The following is a 14,592-nucleotide window of genomic DNA, read 5'->3' on the forward strand; positions in this document are numbered from 1 at the left end:
CACTAGCCGAGCCACCTGCGGCCGTGCTCCTAAAAACACTTGGAAGCCACTAGCCAACTGAGCCCACATCCAAGTTCATCTCGAGGGCCGTTGCTAGACCTTCTCCATACTCCGGATCAGCTCGGCGGCAGTTCTCGATATGACGCGCCTTGATGGCAGCCGACACGCCGGACATTGAACGGGCCGTGTTTAATAGGAGTGTCAATTTCTGCTTCGGCGACATGAGACGGTAGAGATTGCCGGGCTGCTCGAAGTGATCTTCTTCCAACCGGTGATCATAACGATCTGCGTAGTGGCCGCTCAATTCGAGCGGCGGCTCGCGAAAGTCCGGCTGCTCGGTCCATGCGCCCTTTGAATTTGGAACATAGCTCGTCTGGTTCCCGTAATTGCCGTCGACTCTCATCGCACCGTCGCGGTGGAATGAGTTATGCGGACAACGTGGTGCATTAACAGGGATCTGATGGTTGTTTACGCCCAGCCGATAGCGAGCGGCATCCCCGTAGGAGAAAAGGCGGGCGTGAAGCATCCTGTCGGGGGAGAAACCCAAGCCCGGAACGATGTTTGCGGGCGTGAAGGAAACCTGCTCGACCTCAGCAAAAAAGTTTTCAGGGTTCCAATCGAGTTCCAGCACGCCGACCTCGATGAGTGGAAACTCAGCATGCGGCCACACTTTGGTTAAATCAAACGGATTGTGGTAGTGCGCTTTCGCCGCATCTTCCGACATGACCTGGATGTACATGGTCCACCGCGGAAAGTCTCCGCGCTCGATGCTTTCGAAAAGATCGCGTTGATGGCTCTCGCGATCACTACCGATGAGCTCTGCGGCTTCCTCATCCGATAAATTTTCAATCCCCTGCTGAGATTTCAGTGTGAATTTCACCCAGGAACGCTCGTTCGCTGAGTTGACCATGCTAAAGGTATGGCTGCCGAACCCGTGCATATGCCGAAAGGTTTTCGGAATGCCGCGATCCGACATTACAATTGTAACCTGGTGCAGCGCCTCGGGTAGAAGGCTCCAGAAATCCCAATTGTTCTCCGCACTCCTCATCCCAGTGCGCGGATCTCTCTTCACTGCATGATTCAGGTCGGGGAACCTGAGTGGGTCACGGAAGAAGAATACGGGTGTGTTGTTGCCGACAAGATCCCAATTGCCCTGCTCTGTATAGAACTTGATGGCGAATCCACGGATGTCTCTTTCTGCATCGGCCGCACCGCGCTCGCCTGCGACTGTTGAGAAGCGGATGAAGATCGGGGTTTCTTTGCCCCGCTCGGAGAATAGAGCTGCCTTGGTATAGCGCGTTATGTCGGCGGTCACTTTGAACGTTCCGTAAGCGCCAGCTCCTTTCGCGTGCATTCTCCGCTCAGGAATTACCTCACGATCGAAATGCGCCAACTTCTCGATCAACCATATATCTTGAAGCAGTGCTGGCCCTCGGGGTCCTGCAGTTTCAATATTGAAGTTATCGGCGACTGGCGCGCCTGCCGCCGTTGTCAGTTTGTCCTGAGCCATATCACTGTCTCCGAGTTCAAGTCGGCGGCAGTAGGCCACGTCGCCTTTGGAGAGAATAGCTATACGGTTGTTTGGGGAAGCGGGCGTACGCTGTCGTCGTTTCAACAGGGTGTCGGCGTCAAATGGTTGCGGTTGCAACGCAAGCCTCGAATGCGTGTTTTTCGCAAGCCCGAAGCAAGCCTTTGCCCGGAAATTGCAATTGGAAACACACCAATTGAGGGATGGATGATGAAAATAGGTTCCGACAATTCAATTTACGGCCTTTTCGTGCCTCAGACACGGAAGGCACCACCGAATGCTGATCAGAAAATGGATGTAGTACCGCAGCCCCGACAAAACACACCGGAGATGAAGTCTCCTGGGCAGTTGATTTCCGACTTCCACGATCGCCTGACCAAACAACAGTTGGACTGGGCCGACGCCAATAAAGACGGGAGTGTCACAAAGGACGAGTACCTGGATGGTCAGGCTCGACTGGCCCAGGCGAATGGCAGGCCATATGATCCCGCTCAAGCAGAGAAGCATTGGGCGACACTTGATCCAACGGGAAAGGGTTCCCTTGACAAAGACGAGTTGGACGAGGGGCTACGGCAATTGCTCCCAGTCAGCGCCGGGCATTTGAGCGCTGACTATGCGGAGCGTCTCCGTATCTGGAGGTCTTAGAAGACAGTCGAGAAAAAAGGGCCGTCCTCGGCGGAGGACGGCCCACTAAGCGGACGGGGCGTCCGCTCGCCTCTGGGGGAGAGGCCCGAGGTTGATCACATAGCTTGGGAGAAAGGATCGCAACCTCGAGAATCTGACAATATCCGAAACTGCCCTATCCCGTAACTATACGTCTGTTTGGGTACCACCCTTCCTTTGGAAGGAGGCAAAGTTACCAAGCGACCTGCTCACAGAGATGCAATTTCAATGACAGCATCAATGAAGGCTTGGGGTGCCTCCTGTGGTAGATTATGCCCTGCACCCGAAATCACGTGATGCTTTCTATACCCACTGAATTTGTTAGCGGTGGCTGTGCCATCGGTAGCTGGGACCACACCGTCACGATCTCCATCAAGCGTCACCGTGGGAACACGTATCACTGGATGTGTGGCGAGTTTTTCCTCGATCTCGTCGTAAGCGGAAAATCCACCCGCACCGCCCAAACGGTGACGGTATGAGTGAACGACTACATCGACGTAGTCCGGATTATCGAATGACTTCGCGCTTCGATCAAAAGTCTCGGCATCAAAGTCCCACGTTGGTGAGTTATCTCGCCACATAATCCGGGCAATGTCCTCTCGGTTCTGGGCTAGCCCTTTTCTGCCTCGCTCCGTCTGCAGATAGAATTGATACCAGAAACCTCGCTCGACGCGAGCAGGCGCGGGCTCACCCGCCTTGGCAATGTTCTGGATGAGATAGCTGTTTACCGACACTAACCCCCTGCATCGTTCGGGCCAGAGTGCTGCTCCAACACAAGCGGCTCGTCCGCCCCAGTCGTAACCGGCAAAAATAGCTTGCTCGATGTTAAGCGCATCCAACAGATCTATGAGATCGTTACCTATTGCAGCCTGCTGACCTGAGCGTGGTGTATCTGGATCAAGAAAAATGGTGGAACCATGACCTCTAAGGTGTGGAACAATCACCCTGTACCCCTGCCTCACCAGCCCAGGCGCCACGTCCACATAGCTGTGCACATCATAGGGAAATCCATGTAGCAGCACCACAACTGGACCGCTCAGCGGACCAGCGTCATAGTAGCCGACGTTAAGGACCCCAGCATTGATTTGCTTGGCGGCGTCAAACAAGTTCACCTCCCCAGTCATATTGCTGGGCGCAGCTCGCGCCGATCCGATTGTGCCGCTCAGACTCGTTACGGCGGTGCCGAGGAGAAAGGTGCGCCTGTCCACGTTGAAAATCCTATTCCTTATGACTCTCAAGGCAATAGAACAGCGCTGCATATCGCTAGCCAGCTATACACTGGTTGGAGCTATAAAAGACCGTTGTGATTTTTGTCTTTCAAATTGACCTGAGACCCAATTTCCCTCCAGTTTTCGAGAGAGTCTTGGGTTTTCAATCTGGCCTCATGCGGCCTGTTTTTCCATAGCCATTTTCGTTGCGAACTCGCTGGGGGTGATATTGCCCAGCGACGAGTGGGGTCTGTTTCTGTTGTAATCCTCCTTCCATGCAGTGATTGCGGCGCGGGCCTGAGCGAGCGACGAGAACAGCGTCTCATTCAGGCACTCGTCGCGGAAGCTGCCGTTGAAGCTTTCAATGAGGCCGTTTTGCATCGGCTTGCCGGGGGCGATGTAATGCCATTCGACCTTGGTCTCCTGGCACCATTTGAGGATGGCCATGCTGGTCATCTCCGTGCCGTTGTCCGAGACGATCGTCCTCGGTTTTCCGCGTCTGGCGATGAGACTATCCAGTTCACGGGCAAGCCTTGCGCCTGACAGGGATGTATCGGCGACCAGGCATAGGCATTCGCGGGTGAAGTCGTCGACAACCGCCAGCACCCGGAAGCGGCGACCGTCGGTGAAGGCATCGCTGACGAAGTCCAAACTCCAGCGCTCGTTGGGGCGTGACGGCAGAGCCAGGGGACGTCTCGTTCCCAAGGCCCGCTTTCGGCCGCCGCGTTTGCGCACCGTCAGCTTCTCCTCCCGATAGAGACGTCGAAGCTTCTTCAGGTTCATGACGATCCCCTGACGGTCGAGCATCACGTGGATACGGCGATAACCGAAGCGGCGGCGCTCGGACGCCACCTTTTTCATTGCCTCCCGAATGGACGCATCGTCAGGCCGCACGCTGCGATATCGCATGCTCGACCGATCCACCGATAGAACCTCGCACGCCCGACGCTGGCTTACTCCATGCTGCGCACAGACGTGAGCCACCGCATCTCGCTTCACATCGGGCGTCACCATTTTTTTGCAGCGACATCCTTCAGGATCGCATTGTCCAGCATGGCCTCGGCGAGCAGCTTCTTCAGCTTGGCGTTCTCGTCCTCAAGCGCCTTCAGCTTGCGGGCATCCGACACGTCCATGCCGCCATACTTCGCCTTGTATTTGTAGAAGGTTGCATCCGAGATGCCGTGCTTGCGGCAGACATCGACGGTCTTCGCGCCAGCCTCCTGCTCCTTCAATATCCCGATGATCTGTTCTTCCGTGAACCGTGAACGCTTCATTCGTCCGTCTCCTGGTTGTGACGGACTCTACCAAATTCTGGAGGAAGTTCAGGGTCTCAGGTCAAAATGACGGATTACAGGAGGGAGGGATCTGCGGGAGAGGACGTTCTATCCGGCCCATGATCGTCACTGCTGTAAAAGCGTACAGCCGCTCGATGAGCTTGCTAAGCCTCCCTCGAAAGCTCTACTTATCGAGTGCTCAGTCGCCTCAATCATCCTCTTGTTGATTGCCGCCGAGATTGGACCAAAAGGAAGTTATCCGCGTTTCTTAAAGGCCCGGGATCGTCTTGGTCAGTTCGGCAATAAAATCACAGAAGCGCCGAACGCGTCCCGGCATCATTGAATCGAACGCGTGAATGACACTCAAGGGCTCAGTCGGTAAGCGTAGCTGTGGCGAGATATTCACCAGTCGCCCGTCATTCAACTCGTCCTGAACAACGCATCGCATGAGTAGAGCCGCCCCTAGGCCATGGATAGCAGCCGCACGTAACGCCTGACCTGTGTCGCAATCTACTCTCCCTTCAGGAACGAACTGTTCGCCACCAAGAAAGACAATGGGTCTTGGATTGCCGTTAACGGCATATCGCGCGAACGGAAGGCGTGAGGCTTCTTCGACTGAACGCGGCTTGCCGTGCTTTTCGACATACGATGGTGAGGCGACAACAACCATCTCCACATCCGCAAGTTTTCGAACCTTCAGGTTGCCCTGTGAACTCCCCCCCACACGAAAAACGACGTCGTAGTCCTCTTTGATCAGGTCGACTTTCCGATCAGTGAGACTAACCTCAAGTTTCAACGCCGGAAACAGAGGTGCAAAGTCTCTGAAAATGGGGGTCGTGAAGAACCGTGCGAGTTCGCTGGGCATGCTGAACCGAATTCTGCCGCCCCAAGCGTCTTCACCTGAAGCGATCTCATCAGATGTATCCAGTTGGCGGAGAATAGGTGCGACCTTTTCGAAGAGTTTTTGACCCTCGGACGTCAGGGTCAAGGCCCTGGTGGATCTCAGGAAAAGCCTAGCGCTCACCAACGCCTCCAGCCTCCCGACACCCTTCGAGACTGCAGACGGAGACGTTTTCAGTATTTTGGCGGCCGCACTAAACGAGCCAGTTTCAACGGTTCTGACAAAGGCGATCAAGCCTGGTGTCTCATGAAGCAGATTGGGCATTCGAACCTCTTAGGCACATATCATTTGCTCACGGAACCACTAATGCGCAGAGGCAACGAGCATTACCTCCATTTTGTACCAAATATGGAGTTGAAAATGAGTACTCTCGAAGGAAAAGTCGCCGTCATCACAGGTGGTAACAGCGGCATCGGAAAAGCCACAGCCAAACTCTTCGCAAAGAAAGGTGCCCAAGTTGTAATCACGGGCCGACGCAAGGAAGTGCTTGAGCAAGCTGTGAAAGAGATTGGCTTCGGCGCAATCAGCATACAAGGCGATGTGGCCGAATTATCCCATCATCAGGCGGTCGCTAGCGAAGTTGCGAAGCGGTTTGGAAAAATCGATGTATACGTCGCAAATGCCGGGGTAATCGATCTGAAACCCTTCGCAGCGATCACCGAAGCAGACTACGATCGGCATTTCGCTATCAACACCAAAGGTGTCTTTTTCGGCGTTCAAGCTATCGTTCCTCACATGAATGATGGCGGAAGCATTACAATCACAAGTTCTTTGGCCGCCACTAAAGTTTTGCCAAACCATACCGCCTACGCGGGCTCCAAGGCTGCGTCAGCGGCATTCGCGAAGAACTGGGCGATCGAGTTAAAAGCTCGGCGCATCAGGGTAAACATCCTCAGCCCAGGGCCAACAGACACCGAAATTCTCGGAAAACTGGGAATTTCCGACGCTGAACGCGGTCCTTTCTTGGAGCATATGGCGAACACCATTCCAGCAGGAAGACTAGGCACATCGGACGAACTGGCCGAGGCCGCCCTTTTCTTGGCCTCGGACGCCGGAAGGTTCGTGAACGGGATCGAACTTCACGTCGACGGCGGAATGTCGCTCATCTAAATCTGGAAGGAAACAGCCAAATGACAAAGAGTCAAAATGCCGAAATTGTTGCCTTCATCGAAAAGCTTGCTGACACTGGAAGCAACTATCGCATGGACGAAATGGAAGCGCTTTACACTGACGATCTAGCATTCCTGGTTTTGACGCCGGAAGGTGGCATTGCTCGCTTCTCGAAAGAGGAAATGTTCTCCGAATTTCGTTCGCGTCGCGATGCCGGTGAGCAACCCCTTTCAACGGAGAAGCGCATACTTCACATCGAAGAGCAGGGTGATCACGCCACTGCCATTCTCTACCGTCGTATGAGCGAGCGCGCCGCTCCCGCGTTCTACGAGCTACGACTCAAGCGTATGGCTGATGACTGGAAGGTGGTTGGGGAGACCGTTCTGCCTTGGCCAGAACTGGACACCGTTCGGAGCTTCTTGCCTCCTCGCGAGCACTGACCCTATGCTGGGGGCGGTAGGTGCAGAGCCTCCGCCCCCAGCAAAGCCCACCTGACCTATTTATATACGCCAATTGAGCGCTACTTGGTTGGCGGAGCACCAATCTCGCCCTCGGCTTTTGGCCCGTGGGGATGTTCTTGATTGTGAGAGTGTGTCGCCTGATCGTTCCGCGCAGCCCCCACAAACCCGTTCACCCCGTAAAATGTGGCGTGCAATCCCCAATAGCCTGAAACGAAAACCACCAGAGCGGCAACCAACCCCACCGGGATGTTTCTCGGCTTGCTTTTGAAGAAGGCAAGGAAATGGGAGTCCCGACTGTGATCTGCCGCCACGGCTAGGATGATCGCCATAATCAGCCCGTGTCCAATGATCTCGATACGGCCAAACGGCCAGACAGCGGCTGTAAAGATAACAAAGAGGGCGATCGCGGACAGTCGGCGGATCAATGGCGTCCACAGCAATCCGAAGCCCATTGTGAATTCTGCGACGCCCGCCATCGGAATGAAAGCGTCACGAGGGAGTCCGAAGGTTAAGAAAGGCTTCTCAACAACCAATGGATAGAACCACTCCGGATAGGCGAACTTTTCTAAGCTCGACCACATAAGTGCGATCGCCAGCCCCCACCGTAAGGCCTCGAGCCTGTGGCTAGACCATTTCGGGTCCTTAGAGGCAGCGAGAAACAGGTATGCCGCGACCCCGAGGCCCAATGCAAGGTAGTCGAGCAAATGAAAAAGATCATAATCCCGTAGTGCGAGGAGCCATAGAAAGAGAATTCCGGCTCCCGCCAAAGGCATCGTCCAAGTCCAGAATACACACCAAGCAATTATCAACTGGACCCAGGACACCCACTCTGCTGGGGTTTTGAGATCAGGCGTCAGGTATATGCCACCGACGGAGAAAATCGAGATGAAAAACGCACCTATGATGGCCCGAACGTAATCGTCGATCCGCACCCACAAGAAGTTCGTGGCGCTGTCTAGGAGATCCAAGACACGCGCTCCTAGAGGCCGTTTCTCCAAAAACCCAAACACCAGGAAGAAGACAAGGACCAGAGAAATTCCGAGCCAAAACCAACCATCGCTCAATGTTTCTCCAACAGGCTGTGGAGGCGCTCCAACGATGTACGGAGCGAACCATTTCACATGGGCCTCCACCGGAGCACTAGCCCCAACAGTAAATCCAGTTGTGAGAAACCAAACATTTCGGCGGTCTCTTCGACTAAATTGCGTGAATTGCATGTGCATGCTTTCTCTTTTCTGCGCCCCTATAGGCAATCACCCTGCTTGGCACGCGCGGTGTCACAGCGGGTCGGATGAAACTTCCCCACACCGACGCGGAAGGATCACGCTCGACGTCGCATCTGAACTTGAAGGATCACGCTCGACGTCGCATCTGAACTTGAACGCATTGACGGCTAACCTGCCGCCCGATGTGTTGATCTGTCGTTTTCGGGAATCACGGTCATAGATCGATCAGACGATCCCAGCTGTTAAGCGATCAAGTTGCCAGGGGGCAGCCTCCAAAATTCTGGTGGACGGCGTTGGTGTCAGTGCCCGCGATGGCAAGGTCGCTCATCGAAGTTCATTTCATAAACACTGAGAATGACCGCGTCGCTACCCCGCGCTATCAACCCCGCCGTTCTCTGACAATGGGCACACAAGCCGATGAGCCAAGGACATCGAGTAAGCAGCGCTTCGACTGTCAAATATGGGGTCGCCTGCCGCAGTTATTCCAGCTGGAAGGCGCTCTGGATCGAAAACCGTCTCGTCGAGAGCATCCCCATCTACCGAGGGTAATATGTCCTCGACGACGAACCTGCCTACTTCAATCGTTTTCCGAGATTCCGGCCATGCAGTGGTCGGGTTATGAAGTGGATCAATTGGATGCGGCAATTGCAGTAAAACGCGCCATTCAACGGGACCACGGGAAAGGCGACGGGCCAGTTCATCATTTAGAAAATTGTCGGGAAATGACTTGAGCTCGTCCGCATCAAGCCCAACACGGCCAGCGAGAGGCTCAAATATCCACCTCGCGGAGTGCTTTGTGCCATCGGGATTGTCGAAGAAATACGTGTGCACAGCGAAGTAAGGAGCTGTGGCAAAGCTAACAGATGGGGGTGTCGCGGCAAGCCATCTGCGTTGCGCTTCACTATCTGTATGTGTCTTGTTGGACAAAGCAACTGCATCTGGATCGGGTTTTCCCGTTGCAGGGTCGATACGGCGGGCCGCAAGAAACGAGATGAATGCCTGGGGTGTAGCCGCAAAAAACATCGGAGCGCTGATCATAACGAGGACGAGATGTTCGCCGTTTCCCAGATTGACATCGATTGACATCCCACGGGCCGCATTTGCCTTGTCGGATACAGCTGGGTTTCCGCCCGCAATTGAGAAACGAACTGTGGCGGAGTGTTGGCCAGCGAAAAGGCGGCTCTGACCAAACTGCGCAGCTGTTGCTGAAGCGATGAATCGTCCAGTGGCGAAAATCCCCTTTGCGTGAGACGCCCGCTTGTGAGGGTGCCGGCCAAATGCACCAATTAGAGCATCCACCATTGCAGTACCAATCAACGGAATATCTTGAGTTTGCGACAATATTCTATCCTCATGTGCGGAAAAAACTGCGCACACAAAGTTGTCGGTTTGCCTCGCGCGTTCAACCCAAACATAAGTTTTACCGGGGGTTGCGAGTTCCCGCAGCGCTCGCTACCGACATATCTACAGGCAATACCACTGCTTCGCCGCTACCGCGCATCTAGCTACCATTCTGCTCAAACGATTCACCGCTGCATTCACTCAGAATGATTTGGCACTGTGAACGCAGAGTACGAGGATCTGATGGTTCGGACGACGATCAGCCAAGTCAATCCTGCGTTCTGGGCTATTTCCGCAGATGCGTGGTGGGCAATGCGGTCGTATACTTTACCTGCCCTAAGGCAAAGCTGGACCGGATGTTGGATACGCAGGGAATGGTCGTCAGCCGGTCTACCACGAGCGCCTGGTATTTCCTGAGATCCTCGACGACAACACGAAGAAGATAGTCGGCTTCCCCGGTCATCAGATAACATTCCATGACTTCAGGCATCGACCGCACCGCCTCGTCGAAGATGTCGAGCGATGCCCGGTCCTGTTGTTTCAACGAAATATGCACGAAGACGTTGACGGCGAGACCGAGCGATTGCGCATCCACGAGCGCGACCGTCCCCTTGATCACGCCGTTCTCCTTCAGGTCGTTGACACGCCTCCAGCAGGGAGAAGCCGACAGGCCGGTCGCTGCCGCGAGTTCCGCCGTACTGAGTTCGGCATTCTTCTGCAGCAGATCTAACAGCCTCAGCGTCGCGGGGTCATAAGTCACGGTCGGCATGAAATTTCCACTTTTCAGATCTCGTCGGCAAATCTTGCCGAAAAATGGGTAATGAGCAAGAGAGATAGACCAGTAAAACCGCGTCAAGGGTGATAGCTTTTTCACCACAATCGGGGAGGATGAGAGATGAAATCTGGTCTATCGCAAGAAAAACTCCAGATTCTGACGGATCTTGAACGTCAGGTGCTTTGGCATGCCTGCTGGATGATCCACAACGCCAACCACATCCGCGAAAAGGGCGAGGTGAAGGTGGGCGGCCATCAGGCCTCCTCCGCCTCGATGGTGTCGATCATGACGGCGCTGTACTTCTACACGCTCAGGCCGGAAGATCGTGTGGCAGTCAAACCGCACGCTTCGCCAGTCTTTCATGCGATCCAGTATCTGATGGGCAACCAGAGCCGAGAGAAGCTGGTCAACTTTCGCGGATTCGGTGGCGCTCAATCCTATCCGAGCCGCACCAAGGATACAGACGACGTCGATTTCTCCACTGGGTCGGTCGGATTGGGCGTGGCGATCACGGCCTTTGCCTCACTCATCCAGGACTATATCGACGCCAAGTCCTTATCATCGCCGCGCCCCATGGGCCGCATGATCGCACTCGTCGGCGATGCCGAACTGGATGAAGGCAACATCTATGAATGCCTGCAGGAAGGCTGGAAGCACGACCTGCGCAACACCTGGTGGATCATCGACTATAACAGGCAGAGCCTTGACGGCGTCGTGCGCGAGGGACTGTGGAAGCGCATCCAGGCCATATTTACGGCGTTCGGCTGGGACGTGAAAGTCATCAAATACGGCGCTCTGCAGGAGGCCGCCTATCGCGAGCCTGGCGGCGCGGCACTGCGCGACTGGATCGACCGCTGCCCGAACCAGCTTTATTCGGCGCTTGCCTTTCAAGGCGGCGCGGCATGGCGAAAGCGCCTGACCGACGAGATCGGCGACCAGGGAGAGGTCACACGGCTGATCGACCGGCGCACGGATGCGGAACTGTCCGAGCTGATGAACAATCTCGGCGGCCATTGCATCGAGACGCTGACGAATACGTTCGACAGCATCGAGCATGATCGACCGACAGTGTTTCTGGCCTATACGATCAAGGGTTGGGGGACGCCGCTTGCCGGCCACAAGGACAATCACGCCGGCCTGATGACCAAGGCCCAGATGGAGGCGTTCCAGAACGGCATTGGGGTCGCCGCGGGCGAGGAATGGGAGGAGTTCGGCGCCATCAAGAATACATCGGCGGTCAAGACCTACCTCAAGACCGTGCCCTTCTTCGCCAAGGGCACGCGCCACTACGCCGCCGCTCGTGTTACATCGCCGGGCCCGGTCTTCCTGGAGGATCGCGAACTGTCCACCCAGGCAGGCTTCGGCAAGATCCTGGATGCGATCGCAAGGCGCGACGACGACCTCGCCAACCGGATCGTGACGACAGCACCTGACGTCACCGTTTCCACCAATCTCGGTCCCTGGGTTAACCGGCGCGGGCTGTTTGCGCGTGACGCGCTGGCAGATACGTTCCAGGACGAGAAAGTCGCCTCGACCCAGAAGTGGTCTTTCGGCCCCAAGGGACAGCATATCGAACTCGGCATCGCGGAAATGAACCTGTTCCTGCTGCTGGGAGCAGCAGGGCTTTCGCATTCGCTGTTTGGCGAAAGGCTCATCCCGATCGGCACCGTCTACGATCCTTTCGTCGCCCGAGGTCTCGATGCGCTGAATTACGCCTGCTATCAGGATGCCCGCTTCATGATCATTGGCACGCCGTCGGGCGTGACGCTGGCGCCGGAAGGCGGCGCGCACCAGTCCATCGGGCAGCAATTGATAGGCATGAGCCAGGACGGATTGGCGAGCTTCGAACCGGCCTATCTGGACGAACTCTCTGTTATCATGGACTGGTCGTTCGACTACATACAGCGGGAAGGCAAAGGCGGCCACGACCCGCGGACATGGCTGCGGGACGAAGCGGGGGGCTCGGTCTATCTGCGCCTGACGACCCGGCCTCTGGAACAGCCGGTGCGACGAGAAAGCGAGGCGTTTCGCCAAGGCGTTGTCGATGGCGCCTACTGGCTTCGCGAACCGCAACCGAATACGTCTCTCGTGCTGGCCTATCAGGGTTGCGTCGCGCCAGAAGTGCTGACCGCTGCGGGACGGCTCGCGGAACGGCATCGCGACGTGGCGGTACTGGCGGTAACGTCGGCTGACCGGCTCAATGCCGGCTGGACGGCAGCACAACGCGCCAGACGGCACGGATATGCCGCCGCCCGCAGCCACGTGGAAAACCTGCTCGCACCCCTGCCCCAGCATGCCCAAATGATAACCGTGACCGACGGTCATCCGGCAACGCTCGGCTGGCTCGGTTCGGTGCACGGTCATGCCGCGACCAGCCTCGGCGTCGAGCATTTCGGCCAGACCGGGACGATAGCCGATCTCTACGCGCATTTCGGCATCGATACTTTTTCGATCGTCGAAGCAGCGGAGGCAGCCGTTCGACACAGCCATCGGCATACGGCACGAACATTCATTGTCGGCTGAAAAGTTGGGTCGCATGGAGACAGTCCGCTTCTGACGGACGAACCAAATAAGCGGACAGCTTCTTTGACGAAAGTGCCATGTTTGCGATAGCAGGCGAACGAAACTCAGTCCGTTACGGCAGATGATCCAACTGGGTAGTTTCCGAAGCTGGTGGCGCAAGTGCATTGAAATAGTCTGGTTATGCACTTTCAGCCAAACTTAAACCGGTTGCAGCCTCCTATGAGCCGACCCGGCCTTAGCGTCCCGCAGGGACGGAGTCAGACAATGACAGACAGCACTATCCACTGAAGATACCGCGCCAATCGGCGCGGTGACTGCCTCGCGAGGTCTGGGGTTGGGCGCCCTGATAGCCATCGTGATCGGCTCGATGATCGGCTCTGGCGTGTTCAGCCTGTCGCAAAACATGGCTGCTGGCGATCCTGATCGGCTGGCGCATTACTGGCATGGGGATCCTGGCGCTGGCGCTGGTCTATCGCAACCTTGCCGTCCGGACGCCGGCACTCACTGCCGGTCCCTATGCCTATGCCAAGGCCGGCTTCGGTCCATTTATCGGCTTCAACAGTGCCTGGGGCTACTGGATCTCGGCCTGGATCGGCAATGTCTCCTATGCCGTCGTGCTGTTCAGCGCCACGTCCTACTTCGTGCCGTCTTTCGGCGAGGGCAATATACTGTCCGCAATCCACGGCCATTCATCCATCGAGAACAGCCCTAAATGTAACCTCCACGAGCTGTTCCGGGAAGGCAAGACGGGAGACTCCGATCAGGTTACTCGCCACGGACGGCATCGCCGCTCCGTACATCTGCTTACGCACAGTGCTCGCAGCGGCAAACGCTTCCGGAACATCAAGAACATAAAGTGTCTCCTCGACCACGTCATCGAGGGTCGCCCCAAACCGGGCCAGCAACTCGATCGCATTGATATAAGTCTGCCGGACCTGCGCCTCCATGGCGGAGAAATCGGCGGGCTTGCCATGCGCATCCAGAACGGCTGGCGCGATCAGATTTCCTTGTCCATCGTGACTGAGCTGGCCGGAGAGGTAGATGGTGTCCTTGACCTGAACCGCTTGCGCGTAGCCAAACAAGGCTTCCCATGCGACGCCGAAATTCTCGATCCGTCTTTTGTGGTCCGGTCTTTGCATTCTCTTGATCCCTTTATCCAGAACATGCCTGCGGGCACGCCGGCGGTCTCCGTGACCGACCAGGTACAAGTGAAAATCAATGCTCTCGCCATGTCGTGTAAAACACTGCAAAATGGCGGGAATCCTGCACGCATTGAAAACGCCTCTCTCGAGTTTCAGTCGCGGTATTGATCATTTCCTTCAAACACATATCGCATTTTATTACTTATTAATGTTGCATGCATATCGCCGTTATTTCCTCCAATTTTGGCGCTGGATTTGTACCAGGAGACCAGCTGCAATATCCCTGGACAAAATTATGAGCAGGTCATGGGCACGATTAGCGCGTGCAAGCGCGATGATGGCAGCGCCTGCATTTCACGGCTGTTCAAGATAGGCTGGAGTATCCACATGTAAGGCGCAATCCGCGTGATAAATCGAGCGTAGACCCGACTTCCGAGGCT

The 14,592-nt window shown here is 55.8% G+C and carries 12 protein-coding genes and 1 pseudogene; 5 read left to right on the forward strand and 8 right to left on the reverse strand.

The annotated features are described in order from the left end of the window. Positions 1-49: 49 nt before the first annotated feature. A complete protein-coding gene (locus tag LQ231_RS12655; protein WP_230173337.1) occupies positions 50-1,495 on the reverse strand; it encodes a catalase in 1,446 nt (481 codons plus the stop codon). Between LQ231_RS12655 and LQ231_RS12660 the strand changes: the two genes are divergently transcribed. Next, the gene (locus LQ231_RS12660; RefSeq protein ID WP_230173434.1) at positions 1,385-2,173 is read left to right on the forward strand and encodes a hypothetical protein; all 789 of its coding nucleotides are present in this window, start codon (positions 1,385-1,387) and stop codon (positions 2,171-2,173) included. The two genes, LQ231_RS12655 and LQ231_RS12660, sit on opposite strands and share 111 nt — an antisense overlap. 227 nt (positions 2,174-2,400) lie before the next feature. On the opposite strand, the gene LQ231_RS12665 is transcribed toward LQ231_RS12660, so the two are convergent. From LQ231_RS12665 to LQ231_RS12675, 3 genes are all read right to left on the reverse strand, one after another. Further along, complete coding sequence (locus LQ231_RS12665; protein WP_230173338.1) at positions 2,401-3,315, reverse strand: alpha/beta hydrolase; 915 nt, start codon at positions 3,313-3,315, stop codon at positions 2,401-2,403. A gap of 258 nt (positions 3,316-3,573) precedes the next feature. Continuing rightward, a protein-coding gene (locus LQ231_RS12670) for an IS3 family transposase (RefSeq protein WP_113144399.1) occupies positions 3,574-4,673 on the reverse strand; the annotation gives its coding sequence in 2 pieces (ribosomal slippage) (positions 3,574-4,421 and positions 4,421-4,673; 1,101 coding nt in all). 268 nt (positions 4,674-4,941) lie between these two features. Beyond that, positions 4,942-5,838, reverse strand: a complete 897-nt coding sequence (locus LQ231_RS12675) for a LysR family transcriptional regulator (RefSeq protein ID WP_230171575.1) — start codon at positions 5,836-5,838, stop codon at positions 4,942-4,944. Positions 5,839-5,934: 96 nt separating this feature from the next. On the opposite strand from LQ231_RS12675, the gene LQ231_RS12680 reads away from it, so the two are divergent. After that, a complete protein-coding gene (locus LQ231_RS12680) occupies positions 5,935-6,684 on the forward strand; it encodes a glucose 1-dehydrogenase (RefSeq protein WP_230171576.1) in 750 nt (249 codons plus the stop codon). A gap of 20 nt (positions 6,685-6,704) precedes the next feature. Further along, a complete protein-coding gene (locus LQ231_RS12685; RefSeq protein WP_230171577.1) occupies positions 6,705-7,124 on the forward strand; it encodes a hypothetical protein in 420 nt (139 codons plus the stop codon). A gap of 80 nt (positions 7,125-7,204) precedes the next feature. Here LQ231_RS12685 and LQ231_RS12690 read toward each other — a convergent pair whose 3' ends face one another. The 3 genes from LQ231_RS12690 to LQ231_RS12700 all read right to left on the reverse strand — a co-directional run bounded on the left by LQ231_RS12690 (position 7,205) and on the right by LQ231_RS12700 (position 10,481). Further along, the gene (locus tag LQ231_RS12690) at positions 7,205-8,209 is read right to left on the reverse strand and encodes a hypothetical protein (RefSeq protein ID WP_230171578.1); all 1,005 of its coding nucleotides are present in this window, start codon (positions 8,207-8,209) and stop codon (positions 7,205-7,207) included. A gap of 528 nt (positions 8,210-8,737) precedes the next feature. After that, positions 8,738-9,712 carry a catalase family peroxidase gene (locus tag LQ231_RS12695; RefSeq protein WP_230171579.1) on the reverse strand — a complete coding sequence of 325 codons (975 nt, stop codon included), beginning with the start codon at positions 9,710-9,712 and terminating at the stop codon, positions 8,738-8,740. Positions 9,713-9,998: 286 nt separating this feature from the next. After that, entirely contained in the window at positions 9,999-10,481 is a 483-nt protein-coding gene (locus LQ231_RS12700) for an Lrp/AsnC family transcriptional regulator (RefSeq protein WP_230171580.1), read from the reverse strand. Between the two features lie 126 nt (positions 10,482-10,607). On the opposite strand from LQ231_RS12700, the gene LQ231_RS12705 reads away from it, so the two are divergent. Continuing rightward, the gene (locus LQ231_RS12705) at positions 10,608-13,010 is read left to right on the forward strand and encodes a transketolase (RefSeq protein ID WP_230171581.1); all 2,403 of its coding nucleotides are present in this window, start codon (positions 10,608-10,610) and stop codon (positions 13,008-13,010) included. A 443-nt stretch (positions 13,011-13,453) separates the two neighbouring features. Next, positions 13,454-13,609, forward strand: a pseudogene (locus tag LQ231_RS12710) (amino acid permease); the annotation flags it as partial. Positions 13,610-13,699: 90 nt separating this feature from the next. Here LQ231_RS12710 and LQ231_RS12715 read toward each other — a convergent pair. Then, complete coding sequence (locus tag LQ231_RS12715; RefSeq protein WP_230173339.1) at positions 13,700-14,149, reverse strand: Rid family hydrolase; 450 nt, start codon at positions 14,147-14,149, stop codon at positions 13,700-13,702. Between the last annotated feature and the right edge of the window lie 443 nt (positions 14,150-14,592).

Source organism: Rhizobium sp. CECT 9324 (assembly GCF_918741265.1).
Taxonomy (GTDB): domain Bacteria; phylum Pseudomonadota; class Alphaproteobacteria; order Rhizobiales; family Rhizobiaceae; genus Allorhizobium.